19 protein-coding genes and 2 pseudogenes are annotated in these 25,408 nt (G+C 40.7%); 14 read left to right on the forward strand and 7 right to left on the reverse strand.

Going from position 1 to position 25,408, the window contains the following annotated elements:
• Positions 1 to 43: 43 nt before the first annotated feature.
• Positions 44 to 1,012, reverse strand: a complete 969-nt coding sequence (locus tag EUBREC_RS11995; RefSeq protein WP_012743484.1) for a glycosyltransferase family 2 protein — start codon at positions 1,010 to 1,012, stop codon at positions 44 to 46.
• Positions 1,013 to 1,129: 117 nt separating this feature from the next.
• Positions 1,130 to 2,566, reverse strand: coding sequence for a DUF1015 domain-containing protein (locus EUBREC_RS12000; RefSeq protein WP_012743485.1), 1,437 nt, complete (start codon positions 2,564 to 2,566; stop codon positions 1,130 to 1,132).
• Positions 2,567 to 2,715: 149 nt separating this feature from the next.
• Between EUBREC_RS12000 and EUBREC_RS12005 the strand changes: the two genes are divergently transcribed.
• Entirely contained in the window at positions 2,716 to 4,149 is a 1,434-nt protein-coding gene (locus EUBREC_RS12005; RefSeq protein WP_012743486.1) for a hypothetical protein, read from the forward strand.
• Here EUBREC_RS12005 and EUBREC_RS12010 read toward each other — a convergent pair.
• The 3 genes from EUBREC_RS12010 to EUBREC_RS12020 form a co-directional block, all read right to left on the reverse strand.
• A complete protein-coding gene (locus EUBREC_RS12010; protein WP_012743487.1) occupies positions 4,113 to 4,781 on the reverse strand; it encodes an NUDIX hydrolase in 669 nt (222 codons plus the stop codon). The genes EUBREC_RS12005 and EUBREC_RS12010 overlap by 37 nt on opposite strands.
• Before the next feature lie 184 nt (positions 4,782 to 4,965).
• Positions 4,966 to 5,829 carry a toll/interleukin-1 receptor domain-containing protein gene (locus EUBREC_RS12015; protein ID WP_012743488.1) on the reverse strand — a complete coding sequence of 288 codons (864 nt, stop codon included), beginning with the start codon at positions 5,827 to 5,829 and terminating at the stop codon, positions 4,966 to 4,968.
• A gap of 21 nt (positions 5,830 to 5,850) precedes the next feature.
• Positions 5,851 to 6,297, reverse strand: a complete 447-nt coding sequence (locus EUBREC_RS12020) for a hypothetical protein (protein ID WP_012743489.1) — start codon at positions 6,295 to 6,297, stop codon at positions 5,851 to 5,853.
• A 257-nt stretch (positions 6,298 to 6,554) separates the two neighbouring features.
• On the opposite strand from EUBREC_RS12020, the gene EUBREC_RS12025 reads away from it, so the two are divergent.
• Both EUBREC_RS12025 and EUBREC_RS12030 read left to right on the forward strand, forming a co-directional pair.
• Complete coding sequence (locus tag EUBREC_RS12025; protein ID WP_012743490.1) at positions 6,555 to 7,343, forward strand: response regulator; 789 nt, start codon at positions 6,555 to 6,557, stop codon at positions 7,341 to 7,343.
• Between the two features lie 156 nt (positions 7,344 to 7,499).
• Positions 7,500 to 8,999 carry an ATP-binding protein gene (locus EUBREC_RS12030; protein WP_041254187.1) on the forward strand — a complete coding sequence of 500 codons (1,500 nt, stop codon included), beginning with the start codon at positions 7,500 to 7,502 and terminating at the stop codon, positions 8,997 to 8,999.
• A 17-nt stretch (positions 9,000 to 9,016) separates the two neighbouring features.
• Here the strand turns inward: EUBREC_RS12030 and EUBREC_RS12035 are convergent, their stop codons facing one another.
• Entirely contained in the window at positions 9,017 to 11,971 is a 2,955-nt protein-coding gene (locus EUBREC_RS12035) for a nitrilase-related carbon-nitrogen hydrolase (protein WP_041254189.1), read from the reverse strand.
• Positions 11,972 to 12,134: 163 nt separating this feature from the next.
• Between EUBREC_RS12035 and EUBREC_RS12040 the strand changes: the two genes are divergently transcribed.
• Together EUBREC_RS12040 and EUBREC_RS12045 are read left to right on the forward strand one after the other, a co-directional pair.
• Positions 12,135 to 13,055: a tyrosine-type recombinase/integrase gene (locus tag EUBREC_RS12040; RefSeq protein WP_012743493.1), complete on the forward strand. Its 921-nt coding sequence runs from the start codon at positions 12,135 to 12,137 to the stop codon at positions 13,053 to 13,055.
• Between the two features lie 114 nt (positions 13,056 to 13,169).
• The gene (locus EUBREC_RS12045; RefSeq protein ID WP_012743494.1) at positions 13,170 to 14,168 is read left to right on the forward strand and encodes a D-alanine--D-alanine ligase family protein; all 999 of its coding nucleotides are present in this window, start codon (positions 13,170 to 13,172) and stop codon (positions 14,166 to 14,168) included.
• 1 nt (position 14,169) lies between these two features.
• On the opposite strand, the gene EUBREC_RS12050 is transcribed toward EUBREC_RS12045, so the two are convergent.
• Positions 14,170 to 15,588, reverse strand: coding sequence for a tetratricopeptide repeat protein (locus EUBREC_RS12050; protein WP_148207811.1), 1,419 nt, complete (start codon positions 15,586 to 15,588; stop codon positions 14,170 to 14,172).
• Between the two features lie 128 nt (positions 15,589 to 15,716).
• Between EUBREC_RS12050 and EUBREC_RS12055 the strand changes: the two genes are divergently transcribed.
• From EUBREC_RS12055 to EUBREC_RS12095, 9 genes and pseudogenes are all read left to right on the forward strand, one after another.
• A complete protein-coding gene (locus EUBREC_RS12055; RefSeq protein WP_306542055.1) occupies positions 15,717 to 17,090 on the forward strand; it encodes a ParB/RepB/Spo0J family partition protein in 1,374 nt (457 codons plus the stop codon).
• 309 nt (positions 17,091 to 17,399) lie between these two features.
• Positions 17,400 to 17,756 carry a DUF7768 domain-containing protein gene (locus EUBREC_RS12060; protein WP_003500157.1) on the forward strand — a complete coding sequence of 119 codons (357 nt, stop codon included), beginning with the start codon at positions 17,400 to 17,402 and terminating at the stop codon, positions 17,754 to 17,756.
• A complete protein-coding gene (locus tag EUBREC_RS12065) occupies positions 17,743 to 18,828 on the forward strand; it encodes a DNA cytosine methyltransferase (RefSeq protein WP_012741700.1) in 1,086 nt (361 codons plus the stop codon). Before EUBREC_RS12060 ends, EUBREC_RS12065 begins: the two co-directional genes overlap by 14 nt.
• A 4-nt stretch (positions 18,829 to 18,832) precedes the next feature.
• Positions 18,833 to 19,546, forward strand: coding sequence for an antirestriction protein ArdA (locus EUBREC_RS12070; RefSeq protein WP_005927704.1), 714 nt, complete (start codon positions 18,833 to 18,835; stop codon positions 19,544 to 19,546).
• Positions 19,547 to 19,560: 14 nt separating this feature from the next.
• The gene (locus tag EUBREC_RS12075) at positions 19,561 to 20,610 is read left to right on the forward strand and encodes a hypothetical protein (RefSeq protein WP_012741699.1); all 1,050 of its coding nucleotides are present in this window, start codon (positions 19,561 to 19,563) and stop codon (positions 20,608 to 20,610) included.
• 91 nt (positions 20,611 to 20,701) lie between these two features.
• Complete coding sequence (locus EUBREC_RS12080) at positions 20,702 to 21,172, forward strand: PcfB family protein (protein WP_012741698.1); 471 nt, start codon at positions 20,702 to 20,704, stop codon at positions 21,170 to 21,172.
• A pseudogene (locus tag EUBREC_RS12085) lies at positions 21,169 to 21,813 on the forward strand (type IV secretory system conjugative DNA transfer family protein); the annotation flags it as partial. The gene EUBREC_RS12080 and the pseudogene EUBREC_RS12085, both read left to right, overlap by 4 nt.
• Positions 21,814 to 22,405: 592 nt before the next feature.
• Positions 22,406 to 24,070 carry a group II intron reverse transcriptase/maturase gene (gene ltrA, locus EUBREC_RS12090; RefSeq protein WP_012741696.1) on the forward strand — a complete coding sequence of 555 codons (1,665 nt, stop codon included), beginning with the start codon at positions 22,406 to 22,408 and terminating at the stop codon, positions 24,068 to 24,070.
• A gap of 113 nt (positions 24,071 to 24,183) precedes the next feature.
• A pseudogene (locus EUBREC_RS12095) lies at positions 24,184 to 25,374 on the forward strand (VirD4-like conjugal transfer protein, CD1115 family); the annotation flags it as partial.
• Positions 25,375 to 25,408 lie beyond the last annotated feature (34 nt).

The following is a 25,408-nucleotide window of genomic DNA, read 5'->3' on the forward strand; positions in this document are numbered from 1 at the left end:
AAAAATGTCATGTGCTATCGAATTAAGAATTCTTAAGAAAGCCTTAATATTTCTCTGTAGGTTTTTCTATATTTGATTCTCCTATTAAATATATCGGTCTTTCCTTTGCCTCGAGATAAAGCTTCGACAGATAAAGTCCCAAAATGCCTATGCTAAGCAGTTGTATCCCGCCTATAAAAAGTATGATAACAACGGTCGAAGCCCAGCCGGCTACCGGATCTCCGAATACAAGTCTCCTGATAATGATAAAGAGCATTGCAATTATTGCGACAATAAAGCTGAACACTCCTGCTATGGATGCGATGTATAGCGGCGCGTTGGAAAATGCCACTATTCCGTCAAGGCTATACAAAAAGAGCTGCCAGAATGACCACTTTGTCTCACCTGCCACCCTGTTTACATTCTCAAACTCAAGCCACTTCACCTTAAAGCCTACCCATCCAAACAGTCCTTTTGAAAACCTATTGTACTCTTTTAGCGATAAAAGAGCATCCACATATTTCCTATTCATCAGCCTATAGTCACGTGCCCCATCAACCATATTTGCCTTTGAAATCTTACTCATCAGCCTATAGAACTTTCTGGCAAAAAAAGATCTAATCGCTGGTTCACCTTTGCGTGTCACTCGCCTTGTACCGACAGCATCATAACCCTCTTTATTAAGGACCTGATACATCTTCGGAAGCATTTCCGGTGGATCCTGAAGATCTGCATCCATTATTGCCACATATTCCCCCACCGCATGCTGCAAGCCTGCATACATGGCTGCCTCCTTGCCAAAATTGCGTGAAAAGGATATGTATTTCACACCGGAATCATTTACGGCAAGCTCCTTTGCAACATCGAGCGTCCCGTCCATAGAGCCATCATCCACTATAATCAGTTCATAGGACAATCCCGCTGTCTCACTCTCTTGACTCATCTGATTAAACACCTGAGTTATTTTATTATAAAAAAGAGGCAGAGCCTCTTTCTCATTAAAACAGGGAACTATTATACTCATTTTATCCATTCTTATATCCACTTTATTTAACTTATTCCTATTATTATTTATATATTTCATGACATTATACACTTTACAAAGCTTTTTGTTACATTATATTAACTACACATTTTATATGAACAAGTTTTATTTCACCTGTATATTATGACACTCCATATAATATCTCTTTTCATTAGCCTCACCAATAGAAAATGTCTTTCTTGGAAGCACACCACCTGCATTTATTGCCGGGAAGAGTGTGCTCTTATCAATTGACTGAAGGAAAATTCCACATCCATTTGTCTCTTTGACCAATCTATGAAGCGCATCATCACCATGGATATAATCAATCTCTGTATCCTCATGCGACTTAATATACTTATCAAGTATTCCCTGAAGTATCTCAACAGGGAGACGATCACCCCTGTTTATGATATTGATTGCATATGTACAAACCCGTGCTTCATATCCTGAAGCATTCTCATCAATACTATCGCTTGATTCAACATATTCAAATATTATTTCATTCCCCTCTGCACACTCAAGTCCTTGTTCTTTAAGCTGTTCATTAAAAAATGCCAGCATATCTTCCACATTTACCTTTGTAAGAAGTCTGTGAATAGGCTTAAACTCCAGTGCTTTACTATGTAAGTTACAGATTTCCACAAGAGCGTATCTTGCCGGATGAGTTTTCAACTGTTCATCTGTGAATTTTTGAGATTTCCTGATATTTTCCCAGCATGTCTTCGCTGTGGCAAGAGAATGGTTTCCATCACCTACCGCAAAAAGGAAACCTCCACTTTGCTCCTGCTTTTTGGCAAATGCAGCTGTTACCTGCTTAGCCGCCTCTCCCTCAATAGCATAGCCGCGGATATGTCCGCCTCCCTGCATAAGGTCTGTATCATAAAGCTTACGGAAACTGTCCTTTAAAGAATATACATATTCGATTATTCCATGTTCTATGTTTCCGATATTGTAAATGTCAGTTAATTTTCCCTCATCAGATGCATCATCTGCCTTGTCAACAGGATCATCCACCAAAAGCATTACATGTGGAAGCTCGATTGCAGCATGCTCTCTTATCTTTACTCTTGGTGGAATACGTGAAATAACCGTTCCCTCTGTTGCCCTTATAAGTGTAGGATTCTTGGGATCAAAATCATAATCATCCAAATCTACAAGTCCTACTATTCCTAGACGGACTCCTGACTCTGTGGTGCGCTCCACGAGTACATATCCGTCTGTAACCACCTGTTGTATAATACCATCTGATAAGTATTTCTCCATAGTAGAATTAATACAAGCAATACGCTCTGAGTCTGACATTGATGCATACATTGTTGTATGATCATCCGCACAACTGCCATTTTCACATGCACAGTTCTTGTCATTCTTCTTATTCCCCAGATATATCTCCGGAAATACCACATTGAGTGTCGATGGTGCATCACCCACAAACTCTTCCACGGTCTTCCAGTAATCAGCCTGACTTGTATACTGATCGCAAGCTATAACTGACCATTTTTCCATATCTATGCCGTCTTTTGGCAATAAAATATTTGCCGGGTTAAAACAATTTGACATGACTTTATTCTCCTTTAACTTTGTATTCCTATATTTTACAACTCTTAAATAGTTAATACGCTAAAATTATAACACTTTTCATAGATTTTGTTGACATCATTTCTTATATATCATACAATTTTTATAACAATATTTGAAAGGGGATACAAATGAGAAAACAAGTTTACTTATTCGAACTGGATTCTGTTCGAAATTCCAAAGCAGAAATTGAGCGTGCTCAGAAGGCACTTTTCGAGGAAATTATTCTCAATGGTAACTCTGTTGTACTATCTTTTAATCAATTATCTGATTCTCGTGGCTTTCTTCGCTCGTTAGCAAACACAGACACATCCGAACAAATAATTCATATGTTTGAATTAGGACATTTAAAAGTTGCACAGTATTACAAACAAGATAATACTCTTGTGCGCACTGCATCACAGTATTTTCAGCAGGCTCTATCTACGCCTGATTCATTTCATTTTTCTACTTTCGAAGGTTTAAATCTTACCCATGATGATATTCACGATATACATCAGGCCATAACCTTCTGCGACCTCCCACTTCTACAACAAAAAGCACATAATGATACCTGGAATTATGTTATAAACGTCGTTACAATGGTAATTGCCATGAGCCAGTCCCAATTTTCTACTGCTGAGCCCATAAAATCACACATTTCTTTACACGAATTAATAACTCTCTTTTTAAATAGCCGTGACAGACTTTTGTCTTCTTTACAATCTCAGCCTAAACAAGCTGCTTCCACGGACAAACTGATATCCGCTATTTCCAACAATAGCGTCCATGAACTACTTGGCAATATTAATGATACTCTACCTCCTAAAAGCAACTCTCGATCTGTCTGGAAAAATCACATTTATGAATATCTCGCAAAGGATACCTCATATACAGATACATGCCATATCGCCGATCTGATTATCGACCTATTATACAATTATGTTGTTGAATCAGGAATAAAAAATGTGTGTAAACACTATGATGGCGAAGCAGGAATTTCAGGTTCTTTCTGGAACGACTTTGCTTCACGCCTAATAACGTACTGGAAAGATTCACAGAATATCAATAATTCATCCTGCAAAGTACACTATTACCAGGATGAAAAACCCGATTTAGATAACTGGATTTTAAGCGCAGTACAACTTGCCCCATGGGATACTGCTGATCGCATAATTGAAAAAATTGACACCATTCCACAATCCGCTGAAACATACGAACAAAATCATTTAGAACAAATAAAATCACAAAGGATTTATTTAAACAAACGTTTCCGCAAAATCATCGGTACAATCGGTGCCAGTATATTTTTATTTGTTTTTGTTAACACGATACTGGGTTGGATACAGGGTGCTGTAGAGCCGGACTTCCATAATATACTTATATTAACAATACTTTTTGCATTCATTTCAACAATTGCATTCAGTATCATTGGATCACTCATTTCCAATAAAATACATCTCGCTGACCTGCTTGACAGCCTTAACCTATTCAAAGCAACTATTAAAGATATCCGTGTTACCCAAAAACAGCCTCGTGGCATTTCATATTATCGTAAATCCGCTGACAATGAAAATAATGAATAAGCAGCAAGGGTGAATCCATCATCGATTCGCCCTCTTTTTATCCAATCATCCAATTCTCTCCCAGACAATAAAATCGTCTTTTGAATCTCCTCATATCCTATCTTTTCCTCGTAAGATGAAATTTCGCAATATACTACAGAAATCTTTCCTGATGTAATTCCACTATCGGCGGTGAGGCTTCCTATTACCTTAATCCTTGCATCATCAGCGAAAGTTGCTCCAACTTCTTCCGAAAGCTCCTTAACAGCATTCTCTTCGGCTGACAGCCCATCTTCTCCAAACCCACGTGGAAAACCATACTGTATTCTACGTATGGCATGTCTATACTGTTTGATAAGTATAAACTTACCATCATATACAGGAATGGTAACAACAGGTACTCCTGTTGATGTACCGATCAATCTGTCGTAAGAAAACAAATCTCCATTTTTATTTTTAACCAAATCAACAAGCATTGTATTCCATGGACTTTTATAAACCACCCCAAGTTTCCGTCCAGAATCAGCAATATACTCATTTACAGTGTCTGGATCAGTAATGATGGTAAGATCCTCCGATTGAATAAACAAGTCTGGCCTTTTGTTTGTTAATTCAATATATAATTTCCATTCTTTTGAATCTGTGTATTTCATAATTATATGTCCCCGTAAAAATTGTAGTATAAAATATAAATCTTTTAGTTTCTCAGAAACATTATACTATGAAAATATACCAATTGGTAGTCTTTATAAATATTTATTAATTCACATTATATGTATGTTAAGTTTATAAAATATATAAATATTCATGAACTTAATATGATATGTAAACTACTATTTACTGTATTATTCCACTCAATTCTCCATTTGCTACACCAGTCAATAATTTTATTCCATCTAACTGTAAATTATCGATTTTCCCATGATCATATAAATCAATGAAAAATTTTTGTCCTGATCCCTGTCTCTCATAAAAATTTCCAAGTTCCCAAGAACACCAAGGTCTTACATAATAATTTCCCTCTATTTTCAATTCGCTGTTTGGTGTCCTTAGAAACACCAACTGTTTAGAATTGTCCAATGCTTTACGTAATTTTTGTTTCAATACATTTCCCTTATCTTCTTTTCCATTATTCATCCAATCAATATAAAGGAAAATCTTCTTAATTTGAAAGTAAAAGAAAAGCGCTATTGTATATAGTTTATCCTCATACGCATATGATAGAAAAACCATACTATTCTCTTCATTATTGTAATTTTCTTCAAGATAACTATTATATGCATTATCTTTATAATCCTCTAGTCCTTTTGGTTTATAATCTGAAAAAATAAATACTCCCTGCTTTTCCAGATTCTCTAATCTCCTATCGTTAAACTCACTTAATTTTTTTATTAGTGCATTAAATTTGTTTGCTGTTTTTTTCTTGCTTTCTTCTATTTCGATAATATCATTTAATAGCTTTCTATAATTGGGTACATCTACAGCTTCGGCTAAATTTTGCCCCTGATTAATTATATCTTGAATATACATTTCAAAAAGAGAATCTCTATTTTCAATATTATCCCTTATTAAAAAAAGTGTTTCTATATTTTTTAAGATTCTTTCATTTAGCTTAAATAGCTTTATGATTTCGCCATTCAATTTCAAATCATTATTTTCTATAATATTACGATATACATTTACTCTGCCTAAGCTTTCCATTATAGTTCCTCCCACTTTTTCCTAATATTTCAATACAATATAAATTATTATAGCAACTGATATTAACCAAATAATTCCATAAAAAGGTAACAAAGTCTTAGATAGAACATATTTAATAATGCATGGATTCTTCTTATCAGCTTCTTTCCACATTTTTCGATTCATAGGATTCAAATCATATAAATTTTCCATATTACCATTCAGTCTAGCATCAATTACCCAATCATATTTCCATCTATATAATGTTTCTGTTTTCAGAAAAAAACTATCTAATCCCCAAAAGACCGTAGTAATACTAAACATAAACAAACCAATAATTGACAATTTACACTCTTGTCCAATTAATAATGTTAAAGCTATCGTAATAAGTGAAATATACCAGCCTTTCAGTTTAAATGAACAATCAGCCATTCTTTGTATACAGGATTGAATTACATCTATTTCCTTGTGTAATATTTTATCATTCATATTATTAACCTCTTCTCCTCACTTATATATTTTTTATTATATTATCTACTAATTTTCTCCCAATTATCCTTAATATACAACTCCTTTCCAAATAGATTTTGCGTAATTAGTACTACGTTTTGCTAGTACTATTATATCATTTTTATCTTTTCAAAAAACTTATATATTCTTTACACTTTTTATTATTTTTTGTTGGTTTGTGTTGTATTTTGTCGAATACTAATGTACAATTGACACATATGGAGGATTAAAAGTCTATGGAAAACCAACGTGAATTAACTGTTTTGCTTATTGAAGATGATAAGTTTGCCTGCGAAGAAATAAGGAATTACATAGATCAACTTGATGATATGCGGCTTTTAGGCATAACAGATGACTCAAATAAAGCACTTGACATGGTTAAATATTGTGTTCCTGATGCGATTATTTTGGATTTAGAACTTCACGAAGGCGGAGGAAATGGACTATTCTTCTTATCGAAGTTACATGATTTGGCTTTAGAAAAACTGCCTTATATTCTGATTACTACACAGAACACCAGTAATGTTACCCTTGAAGCGGCCCGACAACTCGGAGCCGACTTTATAATTACTAAATATGAAAGAGATTATTCCGCTCAAAAACCTGTAGAATTATTGCGCATGATGAGGAATGCCATCCAAAAACACTCCTCACCCGACACAACAGTTCCCACACTTACTCCCGCTGAACAGAATCGTAAGCTTACCATACGCATTCATCGAGAACTTGATGCTGTTGGTATCAGTCCCAAAGCAATCGGTTATGAATATTTAACCGAAGCAATTATCATTGCAACTAAGGAAGCTGTGCCCAACCTGCCAAAACTGATAGCAGATAATCATCATGGGAAAACACCTGCAAGCATTGAAAGAGCCATGCAAAATGCCATAAACAAAGCCTGGTCTAATGGTAATCCTGAAGATTTAGCCCGCAACTATACGGCAGTAATTAATTATGAGCGTGGTGTTCCTACATTGACCGAATTTATTTATCATTATGCTAATAAATTCCGCAATGAACTTTAGTTCTAAAACTTTGAAGTAAGTGACCATAGTTCTAATATTCTGTCTATTATCTTAAACATATGCAATGCACCTCCTTTTATATAGGAGGTTACCAGCCTAAATCATTTTCTCTTATTCTATTAGAGTAGTTATTTTTTATTAGAAAGAGTAGTACATATGCTTACATCAATTTTGAAAAACCTGATTATAATATTTACAAGTCTTTATTTAATGGACAAATTAACCAAATCATTTACTCCCTCTTTATATACATTTATAAAATATATGCTTTTTTCTCTAATCCTTGCTATTATAATATACTTTTGCAAAATACATATTCCATATATTGCATACTATGCGCCGGCCCTTTGCCTTATTATTTTCACATGTGCAATTAAGAGGACATGGTCGTTATCCATATTTTGTATTTCATTATCATCTTATGTAATTAATCTACTAATGTTTCATGTAGTTTCCCTTGTCATTTGTACATTGCTTGTTGTTTTCTCGCAAATTTCATTTATATATATAAACGAAATCACCATTGCAATTTGTATAGTGTACCCTTTAATAATTATGTGTACTCTGAAAATAAAACCGGTTTATAAAAGCATTTCTACCTTAATATTCAATGGAATGATAAACTACAATACCGCTGTATGCTTAATAGCACTAGCCACAATGACCATTGAACAGGTATCTCCATCAGATGAACATATAATGCGAAGATTCAGAGCTATAGTAATTCCAATCTGCTTAATCATAATTTTATCCTGGTGCAGATCACAAATATCCAAAAGCTATAGAGAGAAGCTACGCCTTCTCGAAATAAAAACATTGCGCGCATCAAAAGACGAAGACAAAGCTTATATAGCTAAACTTGAAGCTGAAAATAAAAGACTCGGAGCCATCATCCATAAAGACAATAGAATTGTAAATGCTATGGCTGATTCTGTATGCACTTACCTTGCCACATCTGAAAACTCTGATATTGAAGCGCTACACTCAAAAGGCTTATCCCTGTCCAATGAAATCAATGCCATCAGGGTCTATAGACAGGAGCTGTTAAACCAATGCATGCCAGATATGACATCTATTCCACTGACAAACTATTCCGGTATTGATGCAATTATTTCTTTTATGACAAAGGAAGCATCAAGCAATAATATAGTATTAAAATTCAATTTTGATAGTACCTTTTTTAACTCAAAGCAGTCCACATCAAGCGAATTAGATCTTGTTCACCTTTTTTCAGATTTATTGGAAAATGCAATAATAGCCACGAAACATGCTCATGGTAGATTTATCGAATTATCTCTTCAAACGTTAAAAGGAGTTCCGACTATCTCTGTTTCAGATAGTGGAATTCCTTTTGAAATCGATACATATATGAAATTTGGAATTTTTGAGGCATCCACTCATACTGATGAAGGAGGCACCGGCATCGGTCTAATGGATATCTGGTCCTTCAAGAAAAAGTATCATGCTTCTCTCATAATTGAAGAGATGAACAATACCATATGTAGTAAACGACTGTCTATTCTATTTGATGGAAAAAATCGATACCTAATTGTATCAAACCGATTCCAGCAAATAGTTTCAAAGCAAACACGATCAGATTTGTTGGTAATAAATGCAGAATCCAACAAATCTGTAGATCATATATTAAGTTTATAAATCATATACCCAGCCACTTATTTATTCTTCAAATTTGTTTTCGATAAATCCCATCCCGCAGGTAATGGCTTATACACACCATTATTAGGGGTATTATTATTTTGATGTTTGCGCAACTCCTCTATGTCTATTTCTCCAATTAATACAGAGGCATTAATTCCACCTTTTACTTTTAAAATATTCATTAAATCTTTCTTTGTTGGCTGTATGATCCTGCTATCACCATATTCTGACATATTGGATTGCACACAATAACAATATATATCCCTGCTTAGTGCCTCCATAATATTGCCAAAGTAATATGTATCCTTATTCCATTCTACCCCAAAAACTATATCTGCCAGCCCTTGAAATTCATGCCTTAAGCTTATAGACGTCAGTTCATAGCAACAATATGTCACAAAATACATATCTCCCCAACTAAACAGTGTATGCTTTTGTCCCTTTGCCGGTTTATAGCCACGTTTTTGTACCTCCTTTAATTCTTGTGGTGAAAAATATAATTTTTGATGAAAAAACGGAACCGCATACGACATGCTATTACTTTTAATCGGTAAGATAGTAGCAGTCAAATTGTATACCAACTTGTTATGTGTTATATGTTCAATGCCACCTATTATTACCATATTATGCTTAGCAGCTTTAGATTGAAGTATTTTTAAATATTCTAACGGAATATATGCCTCAGGAAATACCAATATATCTGCTTTATATCGTATAGCTTCGTTAAGAATTCTTCCTATTTCCTGACATCTTTTAGATATATCCCTGTTTTTACCATTAAGTATATTTAAAATATCTTCATCTGACATTCTCACATTAGCAACCGCAATTTTCACTTTTGAATCTTTATATTTTTTATCACTTTTAATTTTTACTATATATTTGCCTCCATCGTAAAAATCAGCCTCAATATATTCTTTAATATATTCTTCATCCATCTTACCAAAATTCTCAGCATACTTTTTACATAGTATTTGTACACTCTCTTGATCAGAACGCAATTCTCCTTTACCAGCTCTAATCTGATTTATCAAATCACTATACAATATTTCAAAAGGACTTTTGATATATGGTGCATATTTCTGATTTTGCTTACTAAATCTGCACTTTAAGACAGAGTTTAGATAATTGTCTAAAGAAAAAAATCCTCCATTATTTTTCATATCATTTCGTTGGAATGCTGACATACAATCCTCTATGCTGACCGGCAGTAAACTTTTGTTTATCATTCGTGAATTACAATATGCTTTCCGTAAATTTTCAATATTCATCCAATTATATAAATTATTAAACTTTTCGTATTTTTCAAGGCTTTTAATTACCTTAATACTTTCCTGAAGTGCTTTCTTGATCTCTTCTCCCCATGATATTGCTGTAGCTCTTGTCAAACAAGCAAGATAGTAATAAATTAAAGAGTTTCCTACATTCTCAATTTGCAGACTTTTTAAATATATATACTCACCACTTTTATTTTTTTCTTCATCCATATGCTTAATAGCTGAACTTATAGCTCTAGATAGATAAATAATCCCCTCCACATAATTATTAATAACATAATAATTAAGAATGCTCTCCCATAATGTATAGTTACTTAATATCTCCTTATGATTTAACACCTGTTCAAGACTTTTTGCGAACTTTTCTGCTGTATCATCCTCTGCAAATTTTGACATCATTATGTTCTTTCCTACGGTTTTAGATAATGTATACTTATCAATAGTACTTTTGTTAATTGCTCTTATTTTATTCACCGTATCTTCTCTTTCAAACTTTAAAATATCAGTATCCAGTTCTTCTATTGCAGTTTCCGGTATATAATTAAACTCACTTGAATTCTTGCAGATATCATCTTGTATTTTTTCAATTATAGTACTATACCCATCCTTATCAATATAAAAGAATCGAAATTTACTCTTCTGAAATTTCAGCTTAGAAAACCCACTTAATGAATACTCATCATTATCATTTTCCAGAATCTTCGATTCTTCCAATAACTTAATCATATAGTTACAAACACATTGATTCCCTTCATTTAAAATTCTTTCTTTTAAATCATCCCAATTTTCTATTTGCGTTACAAGTATCATATCATCTACATAACGCCCATAATATACTCCCCCTTTAGATTTTGACATCTTCTCATCAATATCTTTTAAATAATAATTTGAAATTATAGAAGAAGGAAGAAAACCTATCGGCAACATATATTCCTTATCACAACCACATAATTCTGAATATTTTTTCATTATATCATAAACGCAATAGTTTAATCGATTTAAGCTATCATCTTTGTTGTCATAAAAAGTATTTGTCATTTTTTCAAAAATCTTTTCTGTAATTTCAATATTGTAATAATATCTAGATAAATCAAGCATAGTTAATATAACACTTTTATTATTATCTTCATCATTATTACTATTATTATTCACAACATCATCAGCCTTTTTCAATCCTTGATTTCGCCAACTCTCATATTGGTTAAAATATGGTTTAAACAAATTAGGAGATGCTGTAGTTGTTTGATCATTAAAAATCAGCTTTTCATTCAGACGATTTCCATAGCAGTTTTTATCCAACGCTTTATCCATTCCATACCCAATTGTTAATATCCAAAGAATTCCTATTATATGTCCTTCTACACACATATCTATAAAATTGTTATATTTTTCTATTGTCACATCTGTTCCGCTTATATTTGAAATTACAATCGGTTCATCCTCTATCACATTGTCACTCTTAGTTTTTATCTCCTTTGGAAATGTCAAAACATTTATTGTTTCTAATATATTTTTCTTAAATACTTTCCATTTTATTTCATCATTAAGAGCTGCATATATGTTTTCTATCTTTTTATCTATATCTCCTCTTTCAAACTCCACAATCCTCATTCTTAAAAAAGGAACTGTTTTATCTAAATATACACTACCTTTCAGCTTTCTATATGCCTCTTCAATAAATTGTTTATCCATATTTGTACCCTCATATTTTTTGAATATTTTCTCATACAATGTACTCACATACATCATAAGTCTATAGTACCGCTTTTTTAATAAAAGTAAACATTCTTTATGTCAATATAATTATAATAGTATAATAATCACTAATATCAAATTATCAAAAGGAGATTCTACTATGAATAACTTACAAACACACATAAGCAGCTATTTAGAATACTGTCTGGCTCAAAAAAGGCTTGATGAAAAGACTATAAAAGCCTACAGAATTGATCTTATTCAATTTTATAATGAAATATCAATATCAGACCCTTGTAAGATTGCATCCTATGATTTAGAAAAATATATAGAAAAAATGCATCTAAAATACAAGCCGAAATCTGTCAGGCGGAAAATTGCATCAATTAAAGCTTTTTTTCATTATTTAGAATACAAAAACATAATACTGCAAAATCCATTTAATAAAATACAAATTCATTTTCGAGAACCGGTAATCCTCCCCAAAACAATCCCTCTCTATATAGTGGAAAAATTCTTATTTACTATATATAAACAACGTTCTGCCGCCAAAACTAATTATCAAAAAAGAAATGCCTTACGCGATGCTGCTATTGTTGAGCTGCTATTCTCCACAGGAATACGAATCTCAGAACTATGTAATCTTAAAATCAGTGATGTAAACCTAATTGATGGTGTCATCTTAATATACGGAAAAGGAAGCAAAGAAAGAATTCTGCAAATTGGAAATAGTTCCGTACTTAATATTTTGAAAGAATATAAAAACGACTTCTACAATGAAATCGTACAGTGTAATCACTTTTTTTCCAGTCAATCCGGAAAACCATTATCAGATCAGTCTGTTCGTCGAATGATAAATAAATATGCCTCTCTCTCATCTATTGATTTACATATAACACCTCATATGTTCAGACACACTTTCGCCACAAGCCTTCTAGAAGCTGATGTTGATATTCGGTATATTCAAGAAATGCTTGGGCATAGTTCAATTAATATCACTCAAATCTATACTCATGTAGCAGTCTCAAAGCAAAAAGATATTCTAATAAACAAACATCCTAGAAAAGATTTTCATTTTTAATTATTATACAATCCATCACTAAGTTGGTGGATTGTAATTGATGGATAATAGATGATTATCTTTCATGTTACGTACTATTTTCTTTTTTAACAAACTAATTACGAAAGGTTTTTTATGAAATTTTTGATTATATGTGATTATCGCGAAAATTTTGTTGATTATTCCCGAGCTAATACAAATAAAATGTATAATGATCATCCGAGCCAAAAAAATATAACGGAAATAATGGATGCAATCAAATCCTTGGGATACAATTGTGATTATTTCGGAGGTATTCCTGAATTGATTCACGCAATTGATACAAATCAAAGCTTTGATGATAGTATTTTTTTAAATTTTTCAGATGGAATGGATGAGGATTATAGCCGTATACAGGCTCCTGCATTATTAGAGATATTAAATGTTCCATATAGTGGTTCAGGTGTGTTCCCATCTGCATTAATGAATAATAAGCACTTTTGTAAAAAAGCATTACTAAACTTAGGAATCAGAATGCCTAAATCTTGTATTGTAAATCATGATTTTCCACTTAATTGTGCTCAATTAAGAAAATGGAAATATCCTTTATTTGTAAAACCAAATTGTGAAGGCTCATCTTTGGGTATTTCGAATGACTGTGTTTGCCATACAATTGATGAAGTAATCAAAAAATGTAACAAATTGCTCATGGACTTTCAAGAAATTATCATAGAAGAATATGTTGAAGGTATTGATGTAACAAATTATTTGATTGGAAATAATGCTTCATATTATATAAATAGCATTGTTACCGCTAAATTATTTGATGAATCTTCTTATGCAATTTATGGTATTAACGAAAAACAAAATAAACTTAGAACTTTGTTTATAGATGATGAATATATTCCAACTAATTTAGTTGAGGCTATTAAAAGGCAATCAATTTTAATAGCCCAAACATTAGGTGTTCATGATATATGCCGTATTGATTATCGTGTGAATGTTTCAAAACAAGAATTTGATTTTATTGAAATAAACTCCGCACCACGTTTCAGTAGCACAAGTGAAATTGGATTTATTGCACAAAAAAACAATATTCTATTTTCTAAAATGGTTCAATATTATTTAACTACTGTTCTTGATCGATTAACATGAATTAATCATGCGCGTACACTAAAAACCAAGGTTCGAAGTACAATGTATTTGAACATTGTTCCTTGGGGCGTGGTATCGGATTATTATTCGAGTTATTATTCAATAAGTAATAGTAACGCCATTCACTAGAAGTGCCCTTGACTAAGGATTCACATTGTTTCAAATAACTATTTTTATCAATTTCTAAATTAAGTTCATTGCTTACAATGGCAAGATTAATATATAATTTTCTTTTCATTATAGTATCAATTTGAGAATATTTTTCCACGTAATTTTTTAAAAAACTATAGTATCTTTCTGTTTCTTGCTCTTGATGCAAATAGAGTGTACACACCATTAAATGATTTTGTAATACAATATTGCCATACTCAGTTCGATTCCATAGAAGTGCCTCCTGAAGTACTTCTATTGCTTCTTGGTAATTCTGCTCTAACATGCAACAGATTGCATAATTATTCGCAGCGTATGAATACTCATGAAGCCGAAGCTTTTTTATGGTTCTGGAAGATTCATAAAAAATTTCCTTTGCATCAGACAGTTGATCATTTTTTGCATAAAGAAATCCTTTTGTTGTCTTTATATATGCAATTTCTAACTCATCATTTAATAGTCTTTCTGCTTCACACAATACATTTATGGCATCATCAAATTTCAAAAAATTGTGACAACCTCTCATAGTATTTGCCCAAATATCTGGAAACATTTCTCGATACTCATTCTTTATTATATTAAAATATTTTTTTGATTTGTCTACTGTATCATTTATCTCAAAATAGTACATATGCAATACATTCAGAGTTTGCACGTATTCACGACTATTTGTTTCAACATATTTTAGTGCCTCTTCCAATGTTTCTGCTGCTTGTTTAGTTCTTCCTATATTATTATAACTTTTTCCAATATAAAAAAGATAATAAAATTTAACTTTATTATATTGTAACTCATTCCAATCTATGGTATTAAATTCTTCTATTGCAAGGTTATACTCTCCTGTTCGATAAGAGTTTATTGCAATAAAAATTACATTCATAATATTTAATTTATTAAACGAAGCACTTAAACAAGAAAAAACCTTTTGTGCATCATAATATTGTTTGTTTCGTGCTAACATTTTTCCATAACGAAAATTGAGATGTTCCCAACCTACAATTTCTGCATTACGAGCAAGTTTACAGAGTAATTTTTGTTTTTCCAAAATAGTCTTTTTTCCATTTAAAAACTCATATGCATATTGTGAAAACATAGGTCTAAAAGGTGAGTTTTCGAAGATGTTCTCTAAATCCCTATAATCAATATCATGAATTGGAGAAATAGTATTATCAGAGTTATACAACAAAATTTTATTATCAATTAAGTTTTGCAACGGTGTACAAAGGGAACATAATAAAAAACTTAATAATGGACTGCCAATCTTACACAAAGTACCGCCCAAACGAGACTACGGGCGGTATTTTTGTATCATGGCGGAGAAAGGAGGAACTTCCCACGGGGGCTTGACTGAAAAGTTGAGCCTCTTTTTTCATGCCAAAAAACAGGAGGTAAATGCTTATGGCAGATGATAAAACCACAAAAACGCCGGAACAGCCGGTAACGGATAGCGGGCCGGGCAAGGAAACGCCTCCCGCTCCCCCAAAAGAGCCGGAGAAGGTTTCCGTTTCTCCGGAGCCGGAAAAAAAGACGGAACCGGAGGTAAAGAACCCGCAGGTTTCCGTCTATAACTTCGCTGAAATTATGAAGGAAAAGAAAGTCGAGGAACGGGCGGCAGCTCCCAGCGGGGAAAAGCCTGTCCCGGCAAAAACGGAAAAACCGGAAAAGCAGCCGGAGGCTCCGAAGAAAGCGGAGGAAAAACCCAAAGAGCCGGAACAGCCGAAGCGCCGGGGCCGTCCCCCGAAGGCAGATAAGGACAAGGACGCAGCCCCGAAGCCCAAAGCTCCCGCACAGAAACCGGAAAAGGCGGTCAAAAAGGAACCGGAGAAAAAAACGGCTCCAACGGTGCAGACTGCTCCCACTCCGAAGGAACCCGAAAAGCCGAAGGATGCACCACGCCGGGGCAAGGAGCAGATCGTCTATATCAAGCTGAACGAGCTCTACGCCTTCAAGAACCATCCCTTTGAAGTCCGGGATGATGAAGAAATGCGGGCTATGGTGTCCAGCGTTAAGGACAAGGGCGTGACCCAGCCCGCTATTGTTCGTCCCCGTGAGGATGGCGGCTATGAGATCGTGTCCGGCCACCGCCGCCAGAAAGCCAGCGAGCTTGCCGGGTATGCGGATATGCCCTGTATCGTCCGAAACCTGACAGACGATGAAGCCATCACGCAGATGGTCGAGGACAATCTCAACCAGCGTGAAGAAATCCTCCCCAGTGAGCGGGCCAAAGCCTTGAAAATGCAGCTTGAGGCCATCAAGCACCAGGGCTCCCGCACTTCGGGCCAGATTGACCCGAAGGACGCAGGCAAACGCTCCAACGAGATTGTGGCCGAGCGCAATAAGATGGCGGTCAAGCAGGTGCAGCGGTATATCCGGCTCAATGAACTGGTTCCCGACCTGATGAAGCTGATGGATGAAAAAAAGCTGGGCTTTACTACGGCGGTGGAGCTTTCCTATATCGGCAAGAAGAACCAGAACTATATCGCCGTCGCCATTGACAGCCAGCAGTCCTCTCCTTCGCAGGCGCAGGCAAAGCGTATGCGTGAGCTGGACGAAAAGAAGCTGCTCAACGGGGATGTGATCGACGGCATTATGATGGAGGACAAAAAGGAGGTAGACAAAGTGATTTTGACAGGTGCGGAACTGAGCAAATATTTCGGCAAGGAAACTACGCCGAGGGAAATGAAGGACCAGATCATCAAGTTGCTGGACGACTGGAAGGGACAGCAGAAGGAACACGAAAAGCCGGAGAAGAAAAACGAACAGGAAAAGTAAGCCCAAACTTCGGGTCAGCATGGCCCGAGGATTGCGGGGTTCTGCCCCGCGCCCCGAAGCTCTGGAGATATAAATGATTCCCCGTCGCCAGTTATTCCGTAGCATAGCCGGGAAAATCAGTCAAGGGCAGCGCCGCCGCAGGCGGTGCCGGAGGCACCCTTGACGGATTTCTCCCGGTTATGCTTTTTCCCGGTCAAGCGACGGGGATATAAATTCTCCAGAGCCGTTCCCCTTCCCGGGGGAAGGGGCGGAGGGGTTGGGCGAACTCTTGCTTTTCCCTAAACCTAAACAGAAATGGAGGCTCAACCAATGAAACGACCTTTAGCGTACCTGACCGCCGCATGGAGCGGCGAGCCGGATGTTGATATGGAGCTGGCGGCCCACTACTGCCGTCTTGCTTATGAGGCGGGCTTTTCCCCGATCTGCCCGCTCTTGTATCTGCCGCTGTTTTTGAATGACAGCGTTCCCGAGGAACACAAGGCCGGGATTGATATGCGCCGGGATATGCTGCGGCGCTCCCACACCCTGATCGTCTGCGGCAGCGCTGTGGATGAGGATGTAAAAAACGATATTGCGGTTGCCGGGCGGCTGGGCATTGCGGCGACCACACTGGAAGGGGTGCTTGCCGTGAAGGGACACGGCACCCCGGGCCATGCCGGACATTAAGCTGGGAAGCCTTTTCGACGGGATCGGCGTGTTCCCTCTGGCTGCTTCCCGGTGCGGTATCCGTCCGGTATGGGCCAGTGAGATTGAAAAAGCGCCCATCTCCATAACCAAAAGGCACTTTCCCGACATGGTGCATTTGGGGGATATTACGAAGGTGGACGGCGGGAAAATCCCACCTGTCCATATAATTACCTTCGGTTCCCCCTGTCAGAACCTTTCTCTGATCGGCAACCGCTCCGGCCTTGCCGGGGCAAAATCAAGCCTGTTCTATCAGGCGTTTCGTATCATACAGGAAATGAGGGATGCTACTGATAACCTATATCCAGCTATCGCTGTTTGGGAAAACGTCATGGGAGCGTTTTCTACAAATGACCGGATGGACTTTAGAGCCGTCCTATCCGCCTTCTCGGACACCGAAGTTCCAATGCCTCCTTCGGGAAGATGGGGAAACGCCGGAATGGTGCGAGGGGGAACGCCTGATGTGTGCTGGCGGCTCATGGACGCCCAGTATTGGGCAGGCTCCCGAAGGCTGGCACGAAGGCAGCGGATTTTCGTCGTGGCGGATTTTGGAGGCAGACGTGCCGCAGACATACTATTTAAGCCCCGTCCAATGCTCCCACTTCCTCCGCCTTGCGGAGAGGGCGGGCGGGCCGCCGCCGAAGGAGATCGAACAGCTTCTTTTGAAACAGGGCGGCAGATACCAGTCATCCACCCCTTTCAGTGCTTCCGTATGCGGGGAGCGGCAAAAAGGCAGGAAGAAACGGCCTTCCGAAACAGCTTCGGATTACCAACTGACCCTTTTCCCACTCTTTTAGCCAGTGATGTAACGCCCTTTGCCTTCTGGTATGAGGGCGACCCGGAGGGCGGCTGTATCCGTTTTCTGACGGAAACGGAAAGCGAACGGCTGATGGGGCTGCCGGAGGGCTGGACAAAGTACGGGGCGGACGGCGTGGAGATCCGGCCTCTGCAACGCTACAAGGCGCTGGGAAACGCGATTGCCCTCCCTTGCGCCGATTACATTATGGCCGGGATTTATGAGGTGCTGGCTGACCGGGCCGGAAAGGAGGAATGAGCCCATGTTTGAAGCCTATATAACCAATACAGCCCTGTACCCCTTGATGGGGATCGAGGTAGGGACAACGGTACATTTCCCCATGACGACACAGGAGTTGCAGGCCGCCCTTGCCAAAATCGGGATAGACGGGAAACGGTACAGCGAAGTGTTCTTTACCAGCTTTGACAGTGATGTGCTGGGGCTCTACGATCATCTCTACGAATGTGAGAACATCGACGAGCTGAACGAGCTGGGCCACGCCCTGCTGGAAGTACGGGATAAGGGCGGACTGGAAACCTTTGAAGCCGCTCTTGTCTTGGGAAACCACACACGGAGCGTGAAGGATTTGATAAACCTGACCCAGAACCTTGACCTGTACCGCTTTTACCCGGATATTTCTGATGATGAAGGGCTGGGCCGTCTTTACGCCGACGAGCTTGGGACCATCGACATACCGGAGCACATTCAGAACTACTTCGATTATGAGGCATACGGGCGGGATGTGCGTATCAACGAGGGCGGCGTATTCGCTCCCGGTGGGTACGTGTCGGCAGTCCCGGAGGGCTTCAAGGAGTATTACCACGGGCCGCAGGACATTCCGCCGGAACACCGGATATTTGCCTATCCTGAAAAGGCCGAGCCTGTCCACTCCATTCTCGCTGCACTCAAACGGTTTCAAGAAGCCCCGCCCGCTCCGAAAAAGGACAAGGCGGGGCCTTCCCATGAAGAACGGTAAGACTTCGGGCCAGCATGGCCCGAAGCATGAAGGAGGTGCATACCATCAACTATTACCCTATCAATGAAGGAGCCGCCCGCCGGGCAAAGGAAATGAACAGCTTTTCCGACTACAAGGAAGGGAGCGCAACGGCGGAATACCGGGCAATGGTGGACAAGGCCGCCGCCATAGCGGAACGGCAGAAATCCCGGGTGGCCCCCATGTACCATGAGAAGATTGACCATCTGTTAGACACCTACGCCCGCAAGCTGGCCGAAAACATGAACCAGGGCTTTGCCATTGACGCAAGGGTTCCCTCTGTGATGATCGCCGGACCTGCCAATTTCCCGGTGGGAAAGAAGGAAAAACAGAACCGGGCCCGGGACAGCAACATGGAGGAATGGCGGTATATTCAAGGGCTGCTGGATAAGATACGCAGTACCGGCATGGGCGGGATCAGCGCCGATGACCCGGCAGCGATTGAAAAGCTCCAGAAGAAGCTGGACGGGCTGGAACGCTCCCAGCTCATTATGAAGGAGGTCAACGCCTATTACCGCAAGCATGGCAAGCTGGACGGCTGTGCGCTGCTGTCACCGGATCAGATCGAAAAGCTGAAAGCAAGCATGGCGTCAAGCTGGCGGAGCGATCCGAGGCCCTTTGAAAGCTACCAGCTTACCAACAACAATGCGGAAATCCGCCGGGTAAAGGCCCGTATCGAACAGCTTTCCAAACAGGCACAGCAGGAATTTTCCGGCTGGGAGTTCGATGGGGGCCGTGTGGAAATGAACCGGGAGGACAACCGCTTGCAGGTGTTCTTTGACGGAAAGCCTGACGCGGACACCCGGGCCGAGCTGAAAAGCAACGGTTTCCGCTGGGCTCCCAGCGTGGGCGCATGGCAGAGGCAGCTCACGGACAACGCCATCCGGGCGGCTGACCGCTTGGAATGTATCAAGCCGCTGTCCGGCGAAAAGCCCTCCCAGCTTCAAAAGAAGCCCTCTATCTTGCAAACCATGCGGGAACAGGGCGAAAAAGTCCAGACGGAGCCGGAAAAGAAAGCTCCGTCCGGCAGGGATGCCGAGCGGTAAGCCTCGGGCCACATTGGCCCGAGGTTTTCTGTTCCCCGAGACTGTACGGGGGCCTCCCGGATAGCGGGAACCCCGACGGAAAGGAGGTTTTATGCAGGAAGAAGTAAACCAAAAAACGGTTGCCCTTTCGATCAGGACAACGAAGCTCACAGGAAAAGTGCTGGCTGCCGCTCTTGGCAAGGTGGTTCGGGCGCTGCAAAAGCACCACCGGAAGGCGCTGACCCCGCAGGGACGCCAGAGCGTGAAAAAGCTGATGAACCACTATGGCGGCAAAAGTGCCATGCCCTATGTGGGAGCTCCAAAGGATTTTGACCGGATCGCGAAGGAGTTCCATGTGGACTACGCTTTCCATAAAGTGAGCCCCGGTCATTACCTGCTGTTTTTCAAAGCCAATCAGGCGGACGCTATCACGGCGGCCTTCCAGAAGTACAGCGCAAAGGTGCTGAATAAAGAGCAGGACAAGGCTTCCATCCTCGGCCAGCTTCGGAAATTCACGGAGCAGATCAGGACACAGGCAAAGGAAAAGCAGCGAACCAGAGAGGCGGTGAAGGACGGACGTTGAGTGACAAAATCAGAAAATATGTACTCCCAAACCTGCCGTACCTCTTTGTGTTCTGGTTCTTCTCCAAAATCGGGACGGCCTACCGGATCGCCCCCGGCACAGACTTCGGGACAAAGCTCATGGGGATGCTCGATACCTTCCCCAAAGCCTTTGAAACCTACTGGCCGGGGCTGGGAGGTATTGACCTGCTGGTGGGCCTTGCCGGTGCGGCTGGGGTGTATCTGCTGATACAGTCAAAGATCAGGCAGGCGAAAAAATTCCGGCGGGATGCGGAATACGGCACCGCCCGCTTTGGAACAAAGGAGGATATAAAGCCGTTTGTTGACCCAAAATTTCAGAACAATGTCATTCTGACCGGGACGGAGTTCCTTACCATGAACACCCGTCCGAAGATACCCGCCAATGCCCGGAACCTAAACGCCTGTGTCATCGGCTCGTCCGGCTCGGGAAAGACAAGGTTCTGGCTGACCCCGCAGCTCCTTCAAGCCCATTCCTCGTATGTGGTGGTAGACCCGAAGGGCGGCACCCTCGACCAGTGCGGGCGGTTTCTGCAACGGGAGAAATACAGGGTGCGGGTGTTCAACAGTATCGACTTTTCAAAATCCATGCACTACAATCCGCTGGCCTATGCGCGACACGAGGTCGCGTAATTAAACTGTTCGGCGCCGACCGAACCTGTTATTCCATTAGCAGTAGCCTATCGTCACCGAAGCGGCTGGCAACGGCCGTGAGGCAGCATGACGAGAAAAGGTAGCCCTCCCGAAAGGGTCAAGCCGAAACCGCGAGGCAGAGGCGAAAAGCTGGAAGCAACGTCCGGCTGGGGAGCTTGGCTTGTGTAGTATGGTGAATGTAAGTAAATCGCTGTTAAACGTCGTTAGCGGGAACCAGGCTAAAGTTGCTGATAAGCCTGAACCAAAAAGGTGTGCAGTCGGATGTTCTCCTGTAAGCTGGGAACACATGGACAAACAAGACTGCCGGCGGATAGGCGGCACCTAACCTACACGGTTGATTACGTGAAACGTGGTAAGCCCACGCTCTCTCCGTATATTCGGAAAGCTGACCGCAAGGAAAGCCGATAGAAACGCGGGTAAGGAACGCTGGAAAAAGCGAATGCCGACCTTGTAATGAGAACGGATAGGGATTGAAACAGTATTCCACGCGAAAGCGGGCTGACTTCCAGCAGGTCTATCTTTACGAGAGAATTTACAGAACTTTTGAGAGGAGGAATTGCAAATGAACAGGAAACTGTGTGCGCCTGCTGACAGGGCACAAAGCTGGGAATCCATTGATTGGAAGAAGGCGGAGGCCTATGTTAAAAAGCTGCAAATGCGTATCGTAAAGGCTCAAAAAGACGGTCATTACAACAAGGTGAAAACCCTGCAATGGCTGTTGACGCACTCTTTCTATGCCAAGGCATTGGCGGTAAAGCGTGTGACAAGTAATAAAGGCAAAAACACTGCTGGTGTAGACCATGAATTATGGAAAACGCCAAAGGGCAAATTCGAGGCGATTGAAAAACTCAAACGCCGGGGCTATAAGCCCCAACCTCTCAGACGGGTGTACATCCCGAAGAAAAACGGAAAATTACGCCCGCTGAGTATTCCGACGATGACAGACCGCGCCATGCAGACATTATATAAGTTTGCATTGGAACCATTGGCAGAAACTCTAGCAGACCCGAACTCCTACGGTTTTAGAATTGGAAGAAGCACACACGACGCTATCGGGCAATGCTTCAACGATTTATGCAGAGCCGGTTCTCCACAATGGATTTTGGAAGGAGATATTAAAGGGTGCTTCGACCACATCAGCCATAACTGGCTGTTGGCAAACATTCCAATGGATAAGAAAATGCTCGGGAAATGGCTGAAATGCGGTTTTGTGGAAACCAAAAAGCTCTTTCCAACAGAGGAAGGAACCCCACAGGGCGGCACAATATCGCCAGTCTTGATGAACATGACCTTAGACGGTCTGGAGCGGATTCTAAAAGAAAGATTCCCTATGAGACGGACGGTGGCAGGTAAAACTGTTTACGACCAGATTAACTTCGTGCGATATGCCGACGACTTTATCGTTACCGGAAAAAGCCCGGAAACTCTACGTAACGAGGTTATGCCGCTCATCAAGGACTTTCTGGCGGAACGCGGCCTGCAACTCTCCGAGGAAAAAACGGTAATCACACATATCAGCGACGGTTTTGATTTTCTTGGGCAGAACGTTCGGAAATACAACGGAAAATTGCTCATTAAGCCGTCAAAGAATGCGATAAAATCCTTCCTCAAAAAAGTGCGGACTATCGTTAGGGAGAACAAAACAGCCACACAGGACTTGCTCATTCGCAAGTTAAATCCTGTCATTCGTGGTTGGGTCAACTACCATCGCTATGTAGTTTCTGCGGATATTTTTGGATTGGTTGACCACAGGATTTTCGAGTGCCTATGGAGGTGGGCTTGCCGCAGACACAAGCGAAAAGGTAGGAAATGGATTGCCAACAAATACTGGCACCATATTGATAACCGAACGTGGACGTTTGCAACAGAGCCTGCTTTCCGCAGTAAAGATTTCGATGAAAAATACCTCAAGCTGGAATACGCGGCAAATACTAAAATCATCCGATTCAGGAAAATCGCCGCCGAAGCTAACCCATTCGATGAAAAATGGACGGGATATTATGAGGAACGTGACGGAGAAAGAATGCTGAACAGTACCAAAGGACGGGAAAAACTCGTTAAAATCTGGAACAACCAGAAACGGTGCTGCCCTGTATGCGGAGAAAGAATTACATCCGAAACAGGATTCAAGACGCATTTTAACACCGAAAACAACAGGAAATGGCCCGCTATTATGGTACATCCCTGGTGTCATCGAAATCTGCATGAGCCAAACTACTTGATTTGAGCCGGGTTTCGTTTTACACGAGGCCTTACGATAGGCTTGAGCCGTATGACGGGAAACTGTCACGTACGGTTCTTAGGGGAGGGGCTGGCAGCAATACCAGTCTCTTACCCGACATCAAGACGGAAAGCGATGTTTTGAAATTCGTTACCGCCTTGATTGCCAACACCAAAGGCGACGGCAAGGAGGGCGACGAGTTCTGGACCAAAGCCGAAACCCTCTTGTACTGCGCCCTTGTGGCCTACATCGTCTTTGAGGGGCCGGAAGAAGAACGCAACATGAATACGCTGGTGGAAATGATAAACAGCATGGAAGTCCGGGAGGATGACGAAACCTTCAAAAATGCGGTGGACTATATGTTTGACGGGCTGGAACGCCGCAGCCCCCAGCACTTCGCCGTGAGGCAGTATAAGAAATACAAGCTCGCCAGCGGCAAGACAGCCAAAAGCATTTTGATTTCCTGCGGTGCAAGACTGGCTCCCTTTGATATTCCCCAGCTTCGGGAGATCATGTCTTATGACGAGCTGGAGCTTGATAAGCTGGGGGACGAAAAATCGGCGCTGTTCTTCCTTATCAGCGACACGGACACCACCTACAACTTTTTGGTTGCCCTTGCTTTCTCGCAGATGTTCAACCTTCTGTGTGAACGGGCTGATAACACCTATGGCGGGCGTCTGCCCTACCATGTGCGGGTGCTATGGGACGAGGCTGCCAACACCGGGCAGGTGCCGGGGCTGGAAAAGATTGTGGCCGTCATTCGTTCCCGGGAGATCAGCCTGACGCTCTTTTATCAGGCTATGAGCCAGTGCAAGGCATTGTACAAAGACCATTCCGAAACCATCATGGGAAACATGGACAGTATCGTGTTCCTCGGAGGCCGGGAGGCTTCCACCCTAAAGGATATTTCGGAAAACTGGCTGGGCAAGGCCACCATCTCTATGCAGACCGAGGGCCGAAGCCGGGGACAGTCTGAAAGTTACAGCCAAAATATGCAGCGGCTTGGCCGGGAACTGATGACCACCAGCGAGATCACCACCATGCCCGGGGATAAATGTATCTTGCAGCTTCGGGGGCTCCCGCCCTTCCTGTCCCCGAAGTATGACTTGAAAAAGCACCCGAATTACAAGTACACAGCCGAATTTGATAAAAAGAAAAACGCCTTCCGCTTGGAAAGCCTGTTCCGCCACCGGCCATTGAGACTAAAGCCGGAGGACGAATACACGGTGTACAAAGTGGACGGCTCCGACACGGACGAAGAAGCTGACCTGTTGAATTTCGATGATCTGGACAGCGACGAGTTTGTGTAACTTCGGGCCATGATGACCCGAAGCGCCGCCGATG

The sequence above is a fragment of the Agathobacter rectalis ATCC 33656 genome (assembly GCF_000020605.1).
GTDB classification, from domain to species: Bacteria; Bacillota; Clostridia; order Lachnospirales; family Lachnospiraceae; genus Roseburia; species Roseburia rectalis.

Bases quoted from the DNA above. Each gene is read 5' to 3' on its own strand.
- EUBREC_RS11995 (WP_012743484.1), bottom strand. From the start codon at position 1,012: ATGGATAAAATGAGTATAATAGTTCCCTGTTTTAATGAGAAAGAGGCT.
- EUBREC_RS12000 (WP_012743485.1), bottom strand. From the start codon at position 2,566: ATGTCAAATTGTTTTAACCCGGCAAATATTTTATTGCCAAAAGACGGC.
- EUBREC_RS12005 (WP_012743486.1), top strand. From the start codon at position 2,716: ATGAGAAAACAAGTTTACTTATTCGAACTGGATTCTGTTCGAAATTCC.
- EUBREC_RS12010 (WP_012743487.1), bottom strand. From the start codon at position 4,781: ATGAAATACACAGATTCAAAAGAATGGAAATTATATATTGAATTAACA.
- EUBREC_RS12015 (WP_012743488.1), bottom strand. From the start codon at position 5,829: ATGGAAAGCTTAGGCAGAGTAAATGTATATCGTAATATTATAGAAAAT.
- EUBREC_RS12020 (WP_012743489.1), bottom strand. From the start codon at position 6,297: ATGAATGATAAAATATTACACAAGGAAATAGATGTAATTCAATCCTGT.
- EUBREC_RS12025 (WP_012743490.1), top strand. From the start codon at position 6,555: ATGGAAAACCAACGTGAATTAACTGTTTTGCTTATTGAAGATGATAAG.
- EUBREC_RS12030 (WP_041254187.1), top strand. From the start codon at position 7,500: ATGCTTACATCAATTTTGAAAAACCTGATTATAATATTTACAAGTCTT.
- EUBREC_RS12035 (WP_041254189.1), bottom strand. From the start codon at position 11,971: ATGGATAAACAATTTATTGAAGAGGCATATAGAAAGCTGAAAGGTAGT.
- EUBREC_RS12040 (WP_012743493.1), top strand. From the start codon at position 12,135: ATGAATAACTTACAAACACACATAAGCAGCTATTTAGAATACTGTCTG.
- EUBREC_RS12045 (WP_012743494.1), top strand. From the start codon at position 13,170: ATGAAATTTTTGATTATATGTGATTATCGCGAAAATTTTGTTGATTAT.
- EUBREC_RS12055 (WP_306542055.1), top strand. From the start codon at position 15,717: ATGGCAGATGATAAAACCACAAAAACGCCGGAACAGCCGGTAACGGAT.
- EUBREC_RS12060 (WP_003500157.1), top strand. From the start codon at position 17,400: ATGAAACGACCTTTAGCGTACCTGACCGCCGCATGGAGCGGCGAGCCG.
- EUBREC_RS12065 (WP_012741700.1), top strand. From the start codon at position 17,743: ATGCCGGACATTAAGCTGGGAAGCCTTTTCGACGGGATCGGCGTGTTC.
- EUBREC_RS12070 (WP_005927704.1), top strand. From the start codon at position 18,833: ATGTTTGAAGCCTATATAACCAATACAGCCCTGTACCCCTTGATGGGG.
- EUBREC_RS12075 (WP_012741699.1), top strand. From the start codon at position 19,561: ATGGCCCGAAGCATGAAGGAGGTGCATACCATCAACTATTACCCTATC.
- EUBREC_RS12080 (WP_012741698.1), top strand. From the start codon at position 20,702: ATGCAGGAAGAAGTAAACCAAAAAACGGTTGCCCTTTCGATCAGGACA.
- ltrA (WP_012741696.1), top strand. From the start codon at position 22,406: ATGAACAGGAAACTGTGTGCGCCTGCTGACAGGGCACAAAGCTGGGAA.